Raw genomic sequence first — 20430 nt, 5'->3', positions numbered from 1 at the left:
AGAGTGATTATAGAATATGAGTATATTGAAGAAAATTAATTATCTGTTTGACAGGAAACAGAAGCTGGTACTGTTTGGCAATTTGATTCTGGCTCTTTTGGCCGGCTTTTTCGAACTCCTGAGTGTATCTGCACTGTTGCCGCTGATTAACGTAATTTTGGACAGCAGCCAGATTGATGAGAACAAGTATTACAAAATGTTCGCGGATCTATTCAATGCCCACGACATCAAGAGCTTTGTTATATGCTTTTCGATTTTCCTCATCATCCTGTATATCCTGAAAAACACCTATCTGATGTTCAGATTTAAGATTCAGCAGGATTTTGTATTCGGAAACAGAAAGAGACTGGCCCTGAGGCTTATGGACTGCTACCTTAGTCAGGATTATCTTTTCCACGTAGAGCATGCAGCCCCGGAGCTTCAGAGAAACGTATACAATGATGTTCTTGGATTTATGAATGTCATCTCAGCTATCGTAAGTATAGCTGTAGAGGTATTTACCTTCGGCTGTATGATGGTGTTCCTGTTTGTGACAGATGCCATAACCACCATACTTATGGGTTCTATTTTTGTCTGTGTCTTCCTGATCATATTTAAGATCTACAGAAAATATCAGGTAAGATCCGGAGAGGAAGCCAGAGCAGCCAGTGCGGATCTCAACAAGTGGATGATCCAGTCCTTTGGCGGAATCAAGGAGCTTAAGGTCCTTAACAGAGAGAGATTTTTCCTGGATAATTTCGACGGTGCCTACAAAAAATATATCAAGGCCAACAGAAAGAACAATCTCTTTACCCACTATCCCAAGTACATAACCGAGATGCTGATCATAGCGGTGCTTCTTGTGACTATCATTATTCGTATGAACATGAATGTCGATGTGAAGAACTTCGCTGCAACCCTTTCAGCCTTTGCCCTTGCGGCCATAAGAATGCTTCCCGCATTCAACAGAATGACTGAGTATGTCAGCGGAGTGATGTATGGAAAGGCCTCTGTGGATGCCATCTACGAGGATATTGTTCAGGCAGACAGCATCAAGAAGAACATTAGAGACAAGAAAAACGGAGCGGAGCTGGAGTTTAAGGATACTCTTAAGGTAGACAATGTGAGCTTCAAGTATCCTGAAGGTGACAAGCCGGTATTTGTGAATGCCTGCCTTTCCGTTGAAAAGAACCAGTCCATCGCTCTTATCGGTGAATCCGGTGCAGGTAAGACAACCCTTGCGGACATTATGCTGGGACTTTTGACACCCCAGAACGGAACCGTGACCGTGGACGGAAAAGACGTATTTAAGAATGAGGATGCCTGGCACAGATCTGTGGGATATATTCCCCAGATGATCTACCTCATCGATGATACCATCAGAGCCAATGTTACCTTCGGCCATGAGAATGTGGATGATGAGAGAGTATGGGCTGCTCTTAAGGACGCCCAGCTGGATGAGTATGTAAGGAGCCTGAGCAAGGGCCTTGATACTGTAGTTGGAGACAGGGGCGTGAAGCTCTCAGGGGGACAGAGACAGAGAATCGGTATAGCAAGAGCGCTGTATGCACAGCCTTCAGTTCTTTTCCTGGATGAAGCAACCTCCGCTCTTGATTCCGAGACAGAGAGCGCTGTAATGGAATCCATTGAGTATCTTCAGGGTAAGACAACTCTGATTATAATTGCACACAGACTTACAACCATCAGAAACTGCGATGCTATTTTCGAGGTTGGTGGTGGAGTGATAACCAAGAGAGACAAAAAAGAAGTATTTGAAGAGGAATCATTAAAGCTGAGGCGGGCGGCGAACGATGAAAAAGGCAAAGATTAAATTTGTAGACACCTATTCAAAACAGAAAAAGTATATTTTAAGACTTTTGGGAGACCAGATTGAGATTGAGGAATCGGATGAACCTGATTTCTTGTTCTATGGCGTTTTTGGCTCCGGAATTGAACACTTCAGGAATCAGGATTGTGTCAAGATTTTTATGGCTTCAGAGGGGGTGATACCTGATTTTAATGAGTGCGATTACGCTGTGGCCGAATACCCCATGCAGGTTGGAGACAGATATTTTTGTAAACCATATATGTCTCCTGCTCCGACAGATAATTTTGAACTTGAGGAGGGGAAAGATTACCTTAACAGGAAATTCTGCAATTTTGTTTATTCAAATGAGACTAACGGCAGAGGGGCTCTTCTTAGAAAAGAGTTTTGCCAAAAGCTCATGGAATACAAACATGTAGATTGCCCCGGTAAAGTTCTCAATAACATGAAGGATGCCATTGAACCAAGAAGTGGTAATTGGTTCCATGGTAAGCTTGATTTTATCAAAGACTACAAATTTACAATATCTTTTGAAAATATTGACACCCCCGGTATGGTGTCCGAAAAGATCTACAATGCATTTCAGGTCAGATCTGTTCCGATTTACTGGGGACCTGAGGATGTGAATAAAATATACAATCCGAAAGCCTTTATAAACTGCTCAGGATTGTCCCTTGATGAGATGGTTCGCAAGGTAAAAGAAGTGGACGAGAATGATGAGCTGTATATGGAAATGCTCAGACAGAATCCTGTAAATGAAAACTTCAATCTTTATTGGGAGCAGGATCTTTCGAAGTTTTTACAGAGCATTATTCTTGAGGATAAAAAACATTTTGACAAGGATCCCTTAGGCTGGGATGCGGGTTCCAAGTCTGCAAAAGAATTACTGGAGATCGAGAATACCCTATATTATAAGACCAGAAAGACAATGCAAAAGGCATATCATAAGATTAGCTCTGCATTAGGTAAAACAGATTAATGGAAAACACGATGGAAAAAGTTAAAGTGGCTTACATAGCCAGAGCATCTGTGCCTTCAACTTCAACCAACAGCATACATATCGCCAAGATCACAGAGGCTTTTGCCCAGATCTCCCCGGAGCCTGTTCTCATAGTCTCCGGCGGGGATGAGAGCATGAGCCTTCTTGAATGCTATGGAATAAAAGACGGATATGGGATAAAGCGCTTTCGCATGCCCAAAAAGGACAGGCTTCATCAGATCCTTTGGGCAAAAAAGGCTGTGAAGGAAGCCGGAAGACTTGGAGCAACCTGCATAGTTACAAGGGATCCTTTTACCGCCTTTTTTGGCGTTATGAAGGGCTATGAGACTGTGCTTGATCTCCATGGGGATCTGGCCCATCTCTGCGGCAGGTTCTACAGGATGATCAGATGGAAGTTCTTTGCGGCAAGTCCCAAGTTCCATCCCGTATTTATATCCAAGGGACTTCAGGACTACTATCTTAAGAAATACGGTCTTCCCCGGGAAAAGAGTGTTGTTCTTCCGGATGCCTGCAACCTGGATGATTTTGAGGAATACGCTATCAAGGAGCCTGCCCTGTCAGGAGATAGCCTTCACATAGGCTACTTCGGAAAAGCCCTGGTGGGCAAGGGAATAGAGCTCATAAGGCGCCTTGCGGAGCTTGACAGTGATGATCTATTTGATATTTACGGAGCTACGCAGCAGGAGGCCGAGAAGGAGACCGGCAAGGCCTTTTCCGGCAATGTAGTCTTCCACGGCCGCATCAACAATAAAGAGGTTCCTGAGAGAATGTGCGACATGGATGTTCTTATCCTTCCCAATCAGGACAAGCTCCGGAACGAGGGAGAGGACATCGGAAAATTCACATCTCCCCTTAAGATGTTTGAGTACATGGCCAGCGGCAGAGTTATTGTGGCATCTGACCTGGAGGTCCTCAGGGAAGTCATTGACGATTCCTTCGTTTACCTGGCGGATGCCGGGGATGAGAATTCCTGGATGAAGGCCATTAATGAGATAAAAAAAGACAGACAGCTTGCCAAAGAAAAGGCTGTCAAAGCAAAAGAAGAAGCCCGGAAATACACCTGGAGAGCCAGGGCCGGAGCTATGCTTTCGCTTACAGGACAAAACTATGATAGATGAAAAGATGATAGATAACAGCAAGGCACAGATAACAGAGTATCAGGGAGCCTATATAATCCCTGATGAACAGTGCCTTTTTGCCTTTGATGAAAAGGGAAAGTTTATAGAATATACCAGTAAAAGGCGCCTTCACAAAAAGGGCTACGCCACCAGAGAGGATATTGATCCCAAGGCTGCAGAGTGGGAGACCTGCGACGAGGAGGTCCTTTACATCGGCTTTTTACGTGGCCACTGGGGACATTTCCTTGTGGACAGTACCGTCAGAATGTGGGCTCTTTCCAGGGAAGTGAGCAAGGGCAAAAAGATCCTTGCCAAGATAGAAGGCATGGAGAGCTTTTACAGACAGTGGTTTGCCCTCTGGGGAATTGATCTGGACAGGGACGTAATATGCCCCTCAAAGCCCACCAGATTCAGCAAGGTGCTGGTTCCCGACATATCCTACTATCCGAGATTTTTCTTAAAGAAGGAGTATATCGAGCCCTTCAGATATGTATCGGAGACCGTTTCCGCTACAGAGAGTTTTCCTGAGGTTTATGACAAGCTCTATCTCTCCCGCAGCAGAATAGCCAGGGGCTCCAAGCAGCTGGGTGAGAAGTATATTGAGGAGCTTTTTGAAAAGAGCGGTTACAAGGTGCTTTATCCCGAGGAGATTTCTTTTAAAGAACAGGTATGGTACTATAGCCATTGCAGGGAGATGGTGGCCACCACAGGAACGGTAGCCCACAATATTCTTTTTGCAAAAGAAGGAACAAAGCTTGTTATTCTGAACAGATATCCCGAGACACCGGGACACCAGGACATCATCAATTACGCTTCCAATGCGGAGGTGGTTGAGATTCCTGTATATGTAAAGGGCTGCGATCACGACAATAACCTTATGGTGCTGACTCCTGAGCTTCAGAGCTTTTGCGATAAGTCAGGCATCGACACTTCCTCCTACGACAGGAAAAAGGAAGTGCTTTCCAGGCTTTTGTTCAGAATCCCCAAGGCTTACAAGCTTTACTGGAAGTAAGGAACAGATTGAGAATGAAGGATTTAATTTCTATAATAGTTCCATCTTATAATGTTGAAAAATTCCTGGATGCCTGCGTAGACAGTATCTGCAGTCAGACCTATGACAACCTGGAGATCATTCTTGTGGATGATGGTTCCACGGACTCCACCGGGGCACTTTGTGATTCCTGGAAGGAGAAGGACTCAAGGATCAGGGTCATCCATCAGGAAAACAGAGGCCTTTCCGGAGCAAGAAATGCCGGTATCAGGGCTGCGAAGGGAGAGTATCTTTCCTTTATTGATTCGGATGATATCATTGCGCCGGATTATGTGGAGGTGCTTTATTCCTGTATCTGTGAAGGCCATGTGACCATGGCTCAGGGAAGATCCAACAACTTCCATGATCCTGCAGAGACAGAGACCTTTCAGAGCACCTATGAGACAAGGCTCATGGATTCCAGGGACATGTGCCACGAGCTTATGACCACTTATCACAAGGGCTGGGGCATCGTCATGACCAAGATGTTTCACAGAAGCCTTTTTGAACACCTGGAGTTTCCTGTGGGCAGGATCCATGAGGATGAATACCTGGTTTACAGGCTTATCTGGGAGGCACGGAAGGTGGCTCTTTCAGACAGGATCATATATTATTACAGATCCAAGAGAGAGGGCAGCATAACCCACTCGGGCTTTTCCGTTAAGAGGCTGGATGTGCTGGATGCCAGGAAAAAGAGATGTGAATTTTTTAAAAGTCTCGGAGAGAGCTCCCTCTATGGAGATGCGCTTCTTTCCTATTGTCAGGCCCAGACCGACTGCCTTAAGAAATTGAAAAAATCGGATATGGCTGACAAAGAGAAGTATATAGCAGATATAGAAAAGGACCTGAAAAAGGGCTTTAGGACCCTAAAGGGAATATCCCATATATCACAAAAGAAAAAACTGTCCCTCTGGCTGGACATCTATATGCCCTGGGCCAAGGGATTCTATAAAGGTTTAGGAAAAGGATAATGAATAAAAACTTGATACCTGTAGTACTTATAAGTGACGACAATTTCATAATGCCCACCTGCGTGGCCATAACCTCGCTTCTTGTAAACAAGGCTCCCGACACGGAGTATGACGTTTACATTGTTATGGCAGAGTGCAATGAGAGCTCCTATGAAAGGATCGAAATGCTCAGGTCCTTCGGCTCTCCCATCAATCTGGTGAAGGCTTCCCTTGATGCCTACAGGGATATTAAGCAGCTGGCTCATATTTCAATTGCATGTCTTCTGAAGTTTGACATCAGCGAGCTGGTGCCTGCCTACGACAAGCTTCTTTACCTTGACGGCGACATCATTGTGAGAGGTGATCTGTCGGAGTTCTACAATGTGGACCTTGGGGATCACTATGCAGCAGGTGTAAAAGAGCTGGCCAATATGGATGAGGAGACCGGCAATGTCAACGCCGGCATCATGCTTTTTAACGCCAAGCGCATCAGAGATGAGAAGCTCAATCTCAAAATGAGAGAGGTCAGAAGGAGCCTTGGAGACCGCGGTTCCATGGACCAGCAGACCTACAATATCGTCACCGGCAAGGACTACCTCTATCAGGATATTAAGTTTAACTGCATTCCTCCCAAGGTCATCGAGATGGCGGAGGGAAGGATCGACCGTCTAAATGAGGTTTACGGTTCTGACTACAAGAGTGCTCAGGACGTTATAGATAAAGCTGTTATCATTCACTACGCCACCGGGGAGAAGCCCTGGAAATACACCTTCAAGCCCTGGGCAAAGGAATGGTACAAATATTACAAGCTGTCACCCTTCAAGGATGTGGAGTTCAAGCTAAGAGGCATCTGGAGCTACAGATTTGACAAGCTCAGGAAAAAGATTGCCCAGGAGGGCTTTGCAGGCTTTATCAATATCTTCAGGGAGAGAAAAGAGAGAAGAAACAAGAAAGTCGGGAAATGGGAATGAACAGACTGCCCTTTGCGCTGATATGCGATAAAAATTTTTTAATGCCAACCATGGTAACCATAACCTCCATACTGGAGAACAAGGCACAGGATACCTTCGCTGATATCTATGTGTTCGGAGGTGACTTTTCAAAAGAGGATTCCGAGAAGTTCAATGTCTTCGGGCATTATGAGAATAGCAGTGTCACCTGCATAGAAAAGCCACTGGATAAGTTCAGTGACATTGTTCAGCTATCCAGCATTTCTCCGGCATGTCTTTTGAAATTTGATATAAGCGATGACCTTCCTCAGTACGACAGAGTGCTCTATGTGGACTCGGATATGATTGTGAAGGAGGACTTGTGGAAGCTCTATTCTGAGACTGAGCTGGGGGACAACTATCTGGCTGCAGTGCTCCACTCCGCATGCATCCTGGACAAGACCGAGAGGATCAACGGCGGATTTCTTCTTCTGAATGCAAAAAAGCTTCGTGAAGATGACATGAGCACCAAGCTCATAGCCTACAGAAGAAGCCTTGGAAACAGAAGCTCCATGGATCAGCAGACCTTTAATGAATATTGTAAGGGTCGGATAACCTTTTTATCCGCCAGATATAACTGCATGCCCTTCAGATATATGGCTGAGCAGATACCTCAGTTTTATACCATGGATGAGTTTAACAGCTACTACGGAACCAATTACAGGGACTGGAAGGAAGCGGTAAAAGACGCTGCGGTTATCCACTACATCACAGGGGATAAGCCCTGGATCTACAGAGATATCTACGCAGGAGATGAGTGGTATAAGTATTATCTTTTATCACCCTGCGGAAAACAGAAGCTGGACCGCAAGGGAAAGCTCTACAGGTTCAATAAAAAGCTCAGTAAGGGCGGATTCTCCGAGGTTTTGGAATATTATGTAAAGAAGCCCTTGAGAGCAGTTTACTATTCCATGAGAAGCCTGGAATTCCGCAAAGACAAATGGGCCGGAAACAATTGGGGATAAGATGAAAAAAGTACTTCATTTACTTAGCGCCGGAGGGGCCGGCGGAATAGAGCTCTTGTGCGAGCAGATCGGGCTTAGGGGAACAGCGTGCCATGAATTCTGCTTTCTTTTTGGCATGGGCGAAATTGCTGAGAGGATGAAGGATGAGGGGCTTAAGACCTATGATTTCAGCGGTTTTTCAGCTCCGATAAAGATTAAGGAACTGGTAGCTCTTACCCGGAAAAATAAGTATGACGCAGTGGTGGTGCATCACGAGGGTGTGGGAACATACTTCCTGTACAGGTGCCTGATCAAGCTGTGCAAAGGCCCCAAATATATCAAATACCTTCACTGCTCCTTTGAAGATAAGTTTTTTTATACAGGCAATAATCGAAAAGATAAGATGCATTACAGGCTGCTTTCCAAGATCCTCAAGGAATCAGATGCACTGATAGCAGTATCGGAATTTACCAGGCAGAGTTATGTTCAGGAATTTGGCATTTCTGCTGATAAGATCAAGGTTGTTTATAACGGAATAGATATTTCGGAATCAAAAGAAGAGCCCGGTGAAGCCGGTGGTTCTGAGGGTTCCACAGGTCTTCTCTATATCGGCCGTCTGGTGGATGTAAAGGGCGTTGACGTTCTTATAGATGCCCTGGGAATTCTTTCAAAGGACCACAGCCTCCACCTGGATATCCTGGGGGACGGCCCCGCAAGAACTTCTTTAGAGCAGAAGGTCAGGGACCTGGGACTTATGGATACAGTCACCTTTCACGGTGTTAGGCTGGACAAGGAGGCCTTTTTCAAGAGGGCACAGATCTTTGTCTATCCCCCTGTCTGGCAGGAGGCCTTCGGCATATCCATTATAGAGGCCATGGCTCAGGGACTTATATGCGTAGCTTCCGATATTGGAGGCATTCCTGAGATAATTACAGAGGATAAGCAGGGAATACTCTTTGAGGCGGGAAACCCCAAGAGCCTTGCTGAGGCTATAGATAAAGCGGCAACTATCGCGAAAAGCGGCGTGATGCCTGAATATACAGAAGCTGCAAAGAAGAGAGCCGCATTTTTCACCATAGAGAAATCGGTTCATGGCCTGGAGAGTTTATTGTAACGGAGAATAAGTAATTGAGCGATACGAAGATAACCGTGGTTGTACCCATATACAACGCTGAAAAATATATACGACGCTGCGTGGACAGCATCATAGCCCAGAGCTATAAGAATCTGGAGGTTCTTCTCATGGACGATGGCTCCACCGACGGAACCCCGGGGATTCTGGATGAATACGCCGGCAAGGATGAAAGGGTGAAGGCTATCCATAAGGAGAACACCGGACATGCCAATTCCCGCAACTGCGGCCTTTTGCAGGCCACCGGTGAGTTTATTACCTTCATGGATTGCGACGACTATATGCACCCTGATTTCATAGAGAAGATGTATGGCGCCATCTGTGAGGACGGCTCCGATATGGCCTGCTGTTCCTTCAGATACGTGGATGAAGAGGGAAAAGAGCTGGACTGGAGCGAGCCGGTGCTGGAGAGGAAATGTGTCAGCGGCGCTGATGCCCAGAGAGTCTTTCTTTTAACCCACAATATCGAGGGCTTTTCCTGGAATAAGCTTGTGAGGCGCAGCATCCTGATGGAGCATGAGCTTCGCTACGCCGAGGATCAGAAGGCCTTCGTCGATATGCTTTTGTGGTACAGATCGATTTCTTTTTCAAACAAAGTGAGCTTCGTTCCCGACAAGCTCTATGATTATTATCAAATGCCCGGTTCTGTGGTTCATACCATAGGTGATGAGAAGATGGGGAATTTTATTACCACCACCGGCAACATCAGAAGACAGGCCACAGAGAACGGCCTTGGCAGAGAGGGTGAGTACTACGCCACTTCCAGAATGCTCAATCAGATCTACGACCAGATAAGGATAGACCTCAAGGGCTTTTTCAGACCCGGGTTCTTCCGCAAATACGGCTGGCAGGAACTCTTTGGGGATTCCGGCAGATATGTCAGAAAGAGGATAAAGAGCTTTGCCACAGAATGGGAGATCATGGGAGGATTCAAGCTCTTTTTGGTGAGGCTTTATCTGAAAAAATAAGTGGAGAAATAACCTTAAATGAAAAAACTGATTTCAAAACACAGGGTCCTTATCTGGGCCCTCATACTTTTACTGAGCCTTATTCCTGTATTTATGATCGCCCCCTACGACTTTGCCAGCGGGGATGATTATAACTACGGAGCGGGAGCCCATCTGGCTTTTAAGACCACAGGCTCTGTGATCTCAGCCCTTAAGGCTGCGGCTTTGACCACTGTTGATACTTACAAGCACTGGCAGGGAACCTGGTTTGACTGCTTTGTGTTCTGCCTGCACCCTGAGGTTTTCTCAGCCCGGGGCTATGTGCTGGTGCCCTTTATTTTCGTTATCCTGCAGATCATCTGCTTTACGGCCTTCGCCCATCATTTCCTGAAGAAGAGATGGGAGCTGGGAGGCAGATATTTTCTGGAGGTGGCACTTATTTTCCTGACCTTTTCCTTTCAGCTGGTGCCTTCTCAGAAATCAGGAATTTTCTGGTGGGTCGGCTGTGTTCACTATGTAATGCCCATGTGTATGGCACTTATAGGAATTCTTTTCGGGGACAGATTTTTAACTGACAGAAAAATCGGAGACCTCATTGTACTCAGCATTTTCGCGGCTCTTATGGGAGGAGCAACCTATCCCGCAGCCCTGCTTCTTCCGGAGGTTGTATTTATCCTCTGGCTGGAAAAGTTTGTTATTGCAAAGGACAGGAATAAAAAGGATTTCCTTCTTCTGATTCCTCTGGTGCTGGAAGGCATAGGACTCTATCTTAGCTTTGTGGCTCCGGGAAATGCGGCCAGAAGTGCCTCGGATATCAGTCAGGGAGCTCAGCCCACCGAGGGCGTGGTTGCAACTATCCTTGCCAGCATCACTTTTTCCGTAAAAGACGCCTATGAGAGCTTCATTGTGGATAAGGCCTTTGTGCTGATCGCGGTGCTTATTATTGCGGTCATCTCCGCCGGGGCACTTAAGGCTGCCAAGGCAACTTATAAGACAGGTTTTGAGAAGCGCTTTTCACATCCGCTATTGTTTACAGCCACTGCATTCCTTGTTAATGCCAGCATGTATGCCCCAAGGCTCTATGCCGGCGGCGTGGTTTCATCAGGATATTATAACTTCGATTTCTGGGTGTTCTTTATCTGCCTTCTGGCAGTGGTGATCTATGTCATGGGCTTTTGCATAAGCCATCTGGACACCGCGGATAAGGGAAGAACTGTAGTGGGCGATATTGTGCTTTACGGTGCCCTTGCCCTTGCAATGCTGCTGATAGCCTATGTTGGAAGACATGGAATCAAGGAATACACCGATTATGTCTGCCTTGACTATTACCGTTCAGGACAGGCCGAGGACTATAGAGAGCAGATGCTTCTCCAGATAAGGCTCATGGAGGAAGAGGGCGTTGACGACGTTATCCTTCCTGAGATCAACAATTATCAGGGACCTCTTATGCACATGCCTGTTGTGTCCGATCCGAAAAATGTGGATAATTGCATGACAGCAAGCTTCTATGGCAAAAACAGCTGCAGGTCTATGCCAAGACCTGACTGGATAGACCTTTACGGAGAGAAATACGGAGTTTCACAATGAAGATCTTAATGGTAAACAAATTCCTCCATCCCAATGGAGGCTCGGAAACATATATTTTCAAGCTGGGAGATGCCCTTAAGGCCCTGGGCCATGAGGTTCAGTATTTCGGCATGGAGCATGAGGGCAGATGTGTGTCCAACAATGTGGGGGCCTACACTTCCGACATGGATTTCCATGGAGGAAGCAAGCTCTCCAAGCTCACCTATCCTGTGAAGACCATCTACAGCAGGGAAGCCAGGAAAAAGATCAGGCTTGTCCTGGAGGATTTTCAGCCTGATGTGGTGCACCTCAATAACTTCAACTATCAGCTGACACCCTCTGTTATCCTGGAGGTGGTCAAGTGGAGAAAGCAGGTGGGAAAGAACTGCCGCATAGTATTCACTGCCCACGACTATCAGCTTCTTTGCCCCAACCATATGATGAATAACCCGGGAAGCCGCCTTAACTGCGAGAAGTGTCTGGGAGGACATTTCGTCAACTGTATCAAGGGTAAGTGCATTCACGGCTCTGCCGCCAAATCCGCAGTGGGAGCCGCTGAGGCCATATATTGGAACGCGAGAGGCACCTATAAATACATCGACACCATCATCTGCTGCTCAGAGTTCATGAAAAAGAAGATGGACAGTAATCCGCTCTTTGCGGATAAGACCGTGGCCATGCACAATTTTGTGGAGCCTATGGAACCCAAGGGGGATCCCGATCCTGAGCTGAAACTTCCGCCCAATTACGTTCTCTACTTTGGCAGATACTCCTGGGAAAAGGGCATGGGAACCCTTCTTAGTGCCTGCGACATGCTTCCGGAGGTGGACTTTGTTTTTGCCGGAAAGGGCGAGTACAAGGAGGCCATAGATAACCTTCCCTATGCCACAGATGTGGGCTTCAGAACAGGGGCAGACCTTAAGAAACTCATAAGCGGGGCACTTTTCACCGTATACCCCTCTGAGTGGTATGAGAATAATCCCTTCTCCGTTATGGAGAGTCAGCAGCTGGGAGTGCCTGTCATAGGTGCCAATATCGGCGGAATCCCTGAGCTTATTAAGGACGGAGTCACAGGAAGACTCTTCGAGCCCGGAGATGCCAGGGACCTTGCTGCCATAATCAAGTTCCACTGGGACAACCCCGAGATGCTGGACAGGTACAAAAAAGAACTGGGGGACCTTAAACGCATGGATGCAGCCGCTTATGCAGAGTGGATCGCAGGAAACGTTTATACCGTATAAAGTTTATTATATTTTTATAAAATCATCGGTTCCAAGGGGCCGGGATGAAATTAAATATTCTTAATCATGTTAAAATGGATATGTATAGCCGTTAAAATAGCGGTTATACATATCTTTTTTTTATTAACAATTGTCAAAGACAAAAAGTGCAGACAGAAAGGGGCAGAATTATGTTTGAACAGGTTAAATTGGCGTACGAAGTAAACGGTTTGGAGCCGCATATAGATCAGCTTACAGTGGAGACCCACTACGGTAAGCACCATGCAACATATACCAAGACCTTTAACGAGCTGGCAGAGAAGGCCGGCATGGCGGATCTGGATGTGGAGGAGCTTTTGGCAAGTCTTGATAAGGTTTCCGACGAGACCCTGAGAAAAGGGCTTCGCAATCAGGGCGGCGGCTACTACAATCATAATCTGTATTTCAAGACTCTGTCTCCCAATCCTGCCAAGGCTCCCACAGGGAAGCTGGCAGATAAGATAAATGAGACCTTCGGAAGCCTTGAGGAAGTTATCGATAAGCTCTCCAAGGCAGCAGCCGGTCAGTTTGGTTCCGGCTGGTCCTTCCTTTCAGCAGATAAGGAGGGCAACCTTTTCGTTACCGCATCACCTAATCAGGACAATCCCATAAGCGAAGGAACAGGCAGGATCCCGATCCTTGCTCTCGATGTCTGGGAGCACGCTTATTATCTGAAATATAAGAACTTAAGGGCCGATTATATCAAAGAGTTCTTTGAGGTCCTTGACTGGAACGCTGTTTCTGCATTATACGACAAGGTTACAGGTTAATTGCAAATAAGGCTTTACTAAATAATTACTTATCTTGTGAGGGGGATTAGTGTTATGAAGAAAAGGCTGATTTCGCTGCTTTTGGCTACCAATCTGGTGCTGACAGGGACCCAGGGAGTCTATGCGGCATCCGAGGAGAACCTTCTTTTGGAGGAAGAATCTTCCAAAGAGGCTTCTCTTATTGACTATGCCCCGGAAGAGGAGCTTCTTTCTGAGGAAGATACTGCGGGAGACTTCGAAGAATTTGAATCTTCCGATGAGACTGCTGAGCTTCAGGAAGAGCTTCTGGATGAAGATTCCGAGGATCCCGCCACATTTTATCCCGAGGAAGATCAGCAGAGCCGCGCACCTACCGGATTTCGTGAGTTGGATCATAAGATGAATATAAGTAGCCTGGGGGGAGATGATCCCTCCGGGCTGTCACTTTTGTCTGAGGAGGATGAACCGGAGGAGTACTATGTGACTCCCAATCTGCCGGCTCTTCATGACCAGGGCGACTACGGAACCTGCTGGGCATTTTCATCTTTGGCTCTGGCCGAGATAAATATGATGAATAACGGGAATCTGCCTAATTACTACAGTCCCGAATATTCCAAGCTGCATCTTGCTTATTTTTCCTACAGAACAGTTGAAGATCCCCTGGGAGGAACCGCGGGGGATTACAACAGCTGCCATGAAACCGGCGTAAATATGCTGGATCTTGGAGGAAATGTTTTTCTTTCAGAGAACGTTCTTGCCAATTGGACCGGTGCGGCCTCAGAGGAGACTCTCCCCTATAGTGAGGCCCAGGAGCTCAACTATCGCATAATCGATGAGGGTCTTGCCTATGATGATATGGCCCACCTCCAGAGCTATTACGACCAGGAATACAGTATCGACAACCTGGTACCTATCAAGAATCTGATAAAAAAGTGTGGAGCCGCAGCCTTCAGTTTTTGCGCTGTAAGCCCCTTTGAAGGCGGAAGTCAGGCCGGTGTCTACAATCCAAAGTATAATTCTTTCTACAATCCTGAATTTAGCTATGCCAACCATTCCGTGGCTGTAGTGGGATGGGATGACAATTTCCCAAAAGAGCACTTTACCTATACTCCGCCCGCAGACGGAGCCTGGCTTGTGAGAAACAGCTGGACTGAGGGTAATCTTGATGACAACCAGGAATATGACGGATATTTCTGGCTGTCCTACTATGATGCCAGCTTATATGATTTTGTTCACGCCTTCGAGATGGAAGGTGCCGATAATTACGACAACAATTATCAGTACGACGGTGGAATGGACGTGGATACCGTAAAAGCTAAAAAGGCAGCCAATGTCTTCACTTCCAAAGCCCCCAGCGGAGCTGCCGGAGAGACGCTGCAGGCTGTTGGTGTATACTGCGGAGCTGCAGGCACCGAATACACAATTTCTGTTTATACAGATCTTGAAGATCCTGAGGAGAATCCGGAGAGCGGAACTCTGGCAAGTCAGACCTCAGGTGTTCTGACCTATGCGGGATTTACCACCATCAAGCTGGATGAAACTGTAGACCTTCCTCCCGGCACGGTATTTTCTGTGGTGGCAGAGTTCTATAACCCTCTGTACCAGGGAGATGATCAGAGTATCCCCTCAGGATACTTTGGCTTTGAAAGCGAGGCCTTTTCCTGGTATATAACACACACGGAAGCTGAAAAGGGACAGAGCTTCATTCTTGAAAATGATGAAAGCTTCTGGGAGGACTATGGAGATAATCACAACTGCAATATCAAGATCAAGGCCTATACCACAGATAACGAGGACTATTCCGGAACACCGGTGGCTCCCTCGGAGATCGTTTTTGACGACGGTATGGAGAACCTTCATCTTGGCATCAGCGAGTCCAAGAAGATAAGAGCCGCTGTTTTCCCAAAGAATGCGGTAAACAGAAGGCTTGAGTATACAAGCAGTGACACGGATGTTGTCACTGTGGTCAACGGATACCTCTACGGCAAAGCCGCAGGATGCGCTACCATCACAGCAAGAGCACTTATGGCCGATGAGTTCGGCAATCATGCAGAGAGCTCTTTTAACATTATTGTGGAACCAAAGCTCCTGGGAGTTACCATTGACGGCTGCGAAGACGTGGAAATGGGCAAGGAGTACACCTTTAAACTGAGGTCTATTCCTGAGGAGGCACCCCTTCCCGAGGAGCCCTACTGGTTATCCTCTGATCCAAAGGTTGCCTCTGTCAATCCGATTACCGGCGTTGTAAAGGGACATGAGATCGGCAGCACCCTTATTACAGCCATCTGCGGCGATTCGACGGAATCCTTCTACGTATGGGTATTCCCGCATGCTCCGGCGGAGCTAAAAGCCAGCGTTGACAGATTCAACACCGTGACCCTGACTTGGGATGCGGGAGTTGGCGCCCAGAGCTATGAGGTTGTCAGGGACGGACAGGTGGTAAAAAGGCTTTCCGCTTCATCCGGCAAGGAGAGCTTCTGCTATATCGATTCCTTCATGAAGGATGACTACCACAGCGAAGAGCTGGAATATGCCGTAAGAAGCATCAGGAAAGACTTCTGGATCTGCGAGACGGTTTCCGTGAGAACCTATGAAAGAACAGATCTGGATCCCGACGGAGGAAGCTGCAGCAGATCCTATGTACTGCATTTCCCGGAGGAAGAGCCCCAGGATCTTCCGATTCCTTACAAGAAGGGCTACACCTTCACAGAGTGGGAAAAAGTAGCTGACAACAAGCTGGTGGCCAGATATACCCCCAATTCCTATTTGGTTACCTTTGAGGCCAATGCAGAGGATGCCCAGGGTCTTATGATAGATGCCGAGTATGTCTATGACCTGGAGGAATATCTTCCCGAGAATGAATTTGAGAGATCCAATGCCTATGACTTTGCGGGCTGGAATACAAGAGCCGACGGCAGCGGAAAAACATATACCAACTGCGCTCTGGTCAAAAACCTTGGTTACATTGACGGAAGCGTTATTACCCTTTACGCCCAGTGGGAAGAAGCCAGAAGAAAGGTGACTTTTGACACAAGAGGCGGAAGCTATATTCCTTATGCGGAAGCAGCTCCCGGTGAGATGGTGGAAGCCCCTGACAGAGAGCCTGTAAAGAGCGGATTTAAGTTTACGGGATGGTTTGAGGATGAAGATCTTAAAACCCCTGCAAGCTTCCCTGTTCTCGTATCCGAAGATATGACCTTCTACGCAGGATGGGCCTATGAGCCTACCACAATCGACGTTGGGGCTGAAGGCTATGTGCTCCTTCGCGGAACCAGAGAGGGCGACGAGGGCTACAGTCTGGATCTCACAGCGCAGTTTATTTTACCTGACAAAGAAAAGGATGAGGATGGAAGGATCCTCTGGACCACCTCAGATCCTCTTGTAGCCGGCTTTTTGACAGAGAGCGGAAAGATGCCGGTCAGCAGGACTCAGACCGATGCAGCTATGGGAAACACTGTTACCGTTGCTATCCATTCCGAGGACGTAAATAAGGACGGATACACAGATCTGTGGCCTGCAGCTACGCAGTTTGCCTTCATCTATGCCACATCCCTGGATGACGGAGCAGTATACGGAAGCTGGAAAGTGGTGATCGCAGATCCCTCCAATCCCGGGGCAGCAGAAATAGATGACAGGGAGCTTCTTATAACCTGCGGCGGAAAGCTGATCACCTCCAGCCGCCAGAGCTATGGCGAGAGCCTGTCGGTGGCCCAGGGAGAAACAGTTCAGGTGGCTTCGAGCTACACTCCTTCAAACCCTGCCAACACAGATGTTTACTACAGCTCAGAGAATATGGCTGTTGCCACGGTGACCTCAGACGGTACCGTCAAGGGAAAGAGCGCCGGTACCACCGTGATCATAGCCAAGAATCTCTGGACCGGCCTTGTGGCCAAGTTCAGGGTAAATGTCTATGACAAGATAACAGCAATAAAACTCTCCGACAGCACATTAAAGGCCGGGGAGGGCAATCTTTTTGAGATAAAGGTTGTTTCCGTTATACCTGCAACGGGCATCGGAGAAATCGAGTTTACAAGCAGCAACAATGCTGTTGCAGAACTTATAGAAACAAGGACTGACGAAAGCGGCAAGACCATCGGAGTATTTGTCGCAAGGTCAAAGGGCAAGGCTGTCATTACCGCCTCTGCGGGAGATGCAAGTGCAAAATGCTCCGTTAATGTAGGCAATCCTGTGAAGTCCATTGAGATCGACACAGGAAAGGGCCTTGTGGCAGTGGAAAAGACCCTCAAGCTAAATGCCATCCTTAACGGCGGAAACAAGAAGGACCAGCCCCTTAATAAGGAGGTTTACTGGACTGTAACGAATCTTGACGGCACCGAGACCGATAAGGCTGTCATCGAGAAAAAGACCGGTAAGCTCACGGCCCTTAAGCCCGGCTGCATCAGGGTAAAAGCCGAGAATACTACAGAGGGCGTGGCTTCAGAGGATGATGAGAATGCCATTGTCAGGATCTATGTGCCTGTAAAGAGCGCTGCCTTAAGTGCAAGCACCGTATCCATGAAGCCCGGAGCAGAATATACAGTTTCAGTGGTATTTACGCCGGCTTCTTCTGAAGGCTACGGCTGCACCGGCGGCTTTGATGAAAACGGAGAAGCTATTGAGATCTCCAAGCTTCAGGGGTCAATTGACTGGGAGCTTTCAGCAAATAAATACGTGGGAATAGAAAAACATCCCGACGGAACCTGCACCATCGGAGCAGGAAATGTGGACAGTAAGGGTAATATTACTCTTAAGGCCAAGTATCTTCCAATGGGAGCAAAAAAGACAAAGACCTTATCCTGCAAGGTGAGGGTCACCTCCAATGAGGTAAGTAAGATTGCTCTTTCCAATTCAAAGATAACCCTTGGAAGAGGCGTGGCCACAGAGCTTTCCGCTATTTTGACACCTACAGCTCCTGAGAAAGCGGGAGTTATATGGACCATCCCCAAGGAGTATGCAGAGGACATCTGCTTTGTGGAAGATGATAAGGAGAGCGAAGCTCTTACAGTCACCACCGACCTTTATGAGAATGACGGAAATAAGGTTCTTATCAAGGCAAAGAAGAGCAATGACACCGCCAAGAAGACCGTAAAGATCCAGGCTGAGACCACAGCCACAAATAAGAAGGGGGCTTCCTTCAAAGCCACCTGTACTGTGACGATTCACGGAAATGCCAACTGCATCGAATTCGGTAATCTGACCTATACCCTGGAAAAGGGAAAGAGCTTCAGTCCCAAGGCTGTGGCTTATCTGGTTTCCGGTGACAGCAAGGTAAAATCCGAGGTTCAGAAGTTCATTTACACAAGTTCTGATGTGACCGTGGCCACCGTCAACAAGAACTCCGGCAAGGTAACTGCCAAGGGAGCGGGCTCAGCCACCATCACAGCCACTTTAAATGACGGCTCCGGTCTCAAGGCCAGCTTCGGAATCAGGGTAAGTGAGCCCGTGTCCAAACTGTCCATCGATAAAAAGGCCCTTTATATGGGACTTAAGAACGAGAATGCGGAAAATGAATCTACAGTAAAGGAAAGCAGCTGGGCAGCATACAACATGCTCACTCCCGTAGTAAGTCCCGAGGAGGCCTTTGGCGAGAATGTATCCTTTACCTGGACCATAGGAAACAGCGAAGCCCTGGAGACGGCGGCAATTGATGCCAATGTGGTAAGAGGTGTAAAGAACGCTTCCGATGCCCAGAAGATAATTGCGGGCTATGACAACGGCTCCTTCTTTGGAAAGAATGGAGAGATCACCACCACAGGCGGACAGGCCCTGGCCCTTAAGGCCAATTCCACCGGCAAGGTTGAGGTGACGGTCACAACTTCCAACGGAAAGAAGGCCAGCTGCACCGTTTATATTTCCGAGCATGTGGAAGGAATCAATGTAATAACCGATTTCGGCGCATCCCCCGGAGACGGCAGGTCAGATAATGTGGCCATCAACGAAGCCATCAAAAAGGCCCATGAAAACAGCAAAAAAGCAGGCCACAAGGAAAGTGACGTTACAGTCTTTGTTCCCGGCGGAGTTTATGATGTGTCTGCCTTTAATATCATATCCGGCTCGGATATGCTCTCCACAGGTATCCATGTGACTTCCGGTGTAAGACTGGTGATGGATCCCGATGCCATCCTGAGAGTTCAGGGAAATAACCTGGGAGACTACGGAGTTATCATTGTTCAGGGTGAAAAACTGGACTACGGCGAAGGCGAGGTTGTTCCTGACAATATCGAGATCTCTGGAGGTCAGATCTGGGGCGAGAGAAACAGGCATACAGGTTCCGGCGGCGAGAGCGGACATGGTATTTATCTGGCCGGCGCCTGCAATGTGACCATATCCGACATGATGATCTATGAGAACTGGGGTGATGGAATCTATATCGGCACAAGAGCTCTTTTCGCAGCAAGCATAGGCTGCAGAAACATCACCGTAAAGAACTGTGAGATCTTCAACAACAGACGAAACGGCATATCCGTTGTTGACCTTGGCACCGACAAGGATTATAAGCAGGGTCTCAGAGTGGAGGATTGCCTTATCAGAGACAGCCACGGCACAGCCCCGCAGTGCGGCATCTATGTGGAGCCCAACAATAAGCCCAAGCAGTCCGGATATCTACAGTCGGAATTTGTAGTCTGCGACACCATGTATGTGAAGAACACTGATATCAGAGCTTATCAGGGTAAAAATGATGCGGCATACTGCTGCTTTATGAGCCATTATGATCCCGCAAACAGCGCCTATGTTACCATCAGAAATCTCACCTTTGAGAAGTGCAGGATTAAAGGCATGTTCGGAAACTACTCGGGCCAGAACCTAAAACTTATCGATACTTCGATAACCGGCACCAAAATAATGGGGCCAAATCTCTGAAAATTTCTTTAGTTATGTGTTAAAAGTGCATAAAAGCGCCCTTTTGCCGGGTATCTGTTATATAATTGACTTACAAGATAT

The 20430-nt window shown here is 47.3% G+C and carries 13 protein-coding genes; all 13 read left to right on the top strand.

The genetic code is table 11. From position 1 onward, the window contains the following. The first annotated feature begins 16 nt into the window (after nucleotides 1-16). The 13 genes from T359_RS20375 (at nucleotide 17) to T359_RS0113125 (ending at nucleotide 20349) form a co-directional block, all read left to right on the top strand. The gene (locus T359_RS20375) at nucleotides 17-1810 is read left to right on the top strand and encodes an ABC transporter ATP-binding protein (protein WP_051545392.1); all 1794 of its coding nucleotides are present in this window, start codon (nucleotides 17-19) and stop codon (nucleotides 1808-1810) included. Continuing rightward, nucleotides 1791-2783: a glycosyltransferase family 10 domain-containing protein gene (locus T359_RS0113180; protein ID WP_026517886.1), complete on the top strand. Its 993-nt coding sequence runs from the start codon at nucleotides 1791-1793 to the stop codon at nucleotides 2781-2783. The genes T359_RS20375 and T359_RS0113180 overlap by 20 nt, the downstream gene beginning before the upstream one ends. An 11-nt stretch (nucleotides 2784-2794) precedes the next feature. Beyond that, nucleotides 2795-3922 carry a glycosyltransferase family 4 protein gene (locus tag T359_RS21715; protein WP_026517885.1) on the top strand — a complete coding sequence of 376 codons (1128 nt, stop codon included), beginning with the start codon at nucleotides 2795-2797 and terminating at the stop codon, nucleotides 3920-3922. Then, nucleotides 3912-4934: a glycosyltransferase family 61 protein gene (locus T359_RS0113170; protein WP_026517884.1), complete on the top strand. Its 1023-nt coding sequence runs from the start codon at nucleotides 3912-3914 to the stop codon at nucleotides 4932-4934. The genes T359_RS21715 and T359_RS0113170 overlap by 11 nt, the downstream gene beginning before the upstream one ends. Before the next feature lie 14 nt (nucleotides 4935-4948). Beyond that, nucleotides 4949-5923 carry a glycosyltransferase family 2 protein gene (locus tag T359_RS20365; protein ID WP_051545390.1) on the top strand — a complete coding sequence of 325 codons (975 nt, stop codon included), beginning with the start codon at nucleotides 4949-4951 and terminating at the stop codon, nucleotides 5921-5923. After that, entirely contained in the window at nucleotides 5923-6873 is a 951-nt protein-coding gene (locus tag T359_RS0113160) for a glycosyltransferase family 8 protein (RefSeq protein ID WP_026517883.1), read from the top strand. The genes T359_RS20365 and T359_RS0113160 overlap by 1 nt, the downstream gene beginning before the upstream one ends. Beyond that, nucleotides 6864-7856, top strand: a complete 993-nt coding sequence (locus tag T359_RS0113155; RefSeq protein WP_026517882.1) for a glycosyltransferase family 8 protein — start codon at nucleotides 6864-6866, stop codon at nucleotides 7854-7856. Before T359_RS0113160 ends, T359_RS0113155 begins: the two co-directional genes overlap by 10 nt. A 1-nt stretch (nucleotide 7857) precedes the next feature. Continuing rightward, complete coding sequence (locus T359_RS21710) at nucleotides 7858-8949, top strand: glycosyltransferase family 4 protein (RefSeq protein ID WP_026517881.1); 1092 nt, start codon at nucleotides 7858-7860, stop codon at nucleotides 8947-8949. Nucleotides 8950-8963: 14 nt separating this feature from the next. Continuing rightward, nucleotides 8964-9935 (top strand): glycosyltransferase family 2 protein, encoded by a 972-nt coding sequence (locus T359_RS0113145; RefSeq protein ID WP_026517880.1) that lies wholly within the window; start codon nucleotides 8964-8966, stop codon nucleotides 9933-9935. Nucleotides 9936-9953: 18 nt separating this feature from the next. Continuing rightward, a complete protein-coding gene (locus tag T359_RS0113140) occupies nucleotides 9954-11501 on the top strand; it encodes a DUF6056 family protein (RefSeq protein ID WP_026517879.1) in 1548 nt (515 codons plus the stop codon). Next, nucleotides 11498-12721 carry a glycosyltransferase gene (locus T359_RS20355; RefSeq protein ID WP_051545388.1) on the top strand — a complete coding sequence of 408 codons (1224 nt, stop codon included), beginning with the start codon at nucleotides 11498-11500 and terminating at the stop codon, nucleotides 12719-12721. Before T359_RS0113140 ends, T359_RS20355 begins: the two co-directional genes overlap by 4 nt. Before the next feature lie 170 nt (nucleotides 12722-12891). Next, entirely contained in the window at nucleotides 12892-13509 is a 618-nt protein-coding gene (locus tag T359_RS0113130) for a superoxide dismutase (RefSeq protein ID WP_026517878.1), read from the top strand. 54 nt (nucleotides 13510-13563) lie between these two features. Continuing rightward, nucleotides 13564-20349: an Ig-like domain-containing protein gene (locus T359_RS0113125; protein ID WP_026517877.1), complete on the top strand. Its 6786-nt coding sequence runs from the start codon at nucleotides 13564-13566 to the stop codon at nucleotides 20347-20349. Nucleotides 20350-20430 lie beyond the last annotated feature (81 nt).

The sequence above is a fragment of the Butyrivibrio sp. MC2021 genome (assembly GCF_000621605.1).
GTDB lineage: Bacteria > Bacillota > Clostridia > Lachnospirales > Lachnospiraceae > Butyrivibrio.
The sequence above is the reverse complement of the archived record's forward strand: the minus strand, read 5'-3'. Positions and strand labels throughout refer to the sequence as shown.

Coding starts and splice junctions, on each gene's coding strand:
- T359_RS20375 (WP_051545392.1), top strand. CDS start 17: ATGAGTATATTGAAGAAAATTAATTATCTGTTTGACAGGAAACAGAAG.
- T359_RS0113180 (WP_026517886.1), top strand. CDS start 1,791: ATGAAAAAGGCAAAGATTAAATTTGTAGACACCTATTCAAAACAGAAA.
- T359_RS21715 (WP_026517885.1), top strand. CDS start 2,795: ATGGAAAAAGTTAAAGTGGCTTACATAGCCAGAGCATCTGTGCCTTCA.
- T359_RS0113170 (WP_026517884.1), top strand. CDS start 3,912: ATGATAGATGAAAAGATGATAGATAACAGCAAGGCACAGATAACAGAG.
- T359_RS20365 (WP_051545390.1), top strand. CDS start 4,949: ATGAAGGATTTAATTTCTATAATAGTTCCATCTTATAATGTTGAAAAA.
- T359_RS0113160 (WP_026517883.1), top strand. CDS start 5,923: ATGAATAAAAACTTGATACCTGTAGTACTTATAAGTGACGACAATTTC.
- T359_RS0113155 (WP_026517882.1), top strand. CDS start 6,864: ATGGGAATGAACAGACTGCCCTTTGCGCTGATATGCGATAAAAATTTT.
- T359_RS21710 (WP_026517881.1), top strand. CDS start 7,858: ATGAAAAAAGTACTTCATTTACTTAGCGCCGGAGGGGCCGGCGGAATA.
- T359_RS0113140 (WP_026517879.1), top strand. CDS start 9,954: ATGAAAAAACTGATTTCAAAACACAGGGTCCTTATCTGGGCCCTCATA.
- T359_RS20355 (WP_051545388.1), top strand. CDS start 11,498: ATGAAGATCTTAATGGTAAACAAATTCCTCCATCCCAATGGAGGCTCG.
- T359_RS0113130 (WP_026517878.1), top strand. CDS start 12,892: ATGTTTGAACAGGTTAAATTGGCGTACGAAGTAAACGGTTTGGAGCCG.
- T359_RS0113125 (WP_026517877.1), top strand. CDS start 13,564: ATGAAGAAAAGGCTGATTTCGCTGCTTTTGGCTACCAATCTGGTGCTG.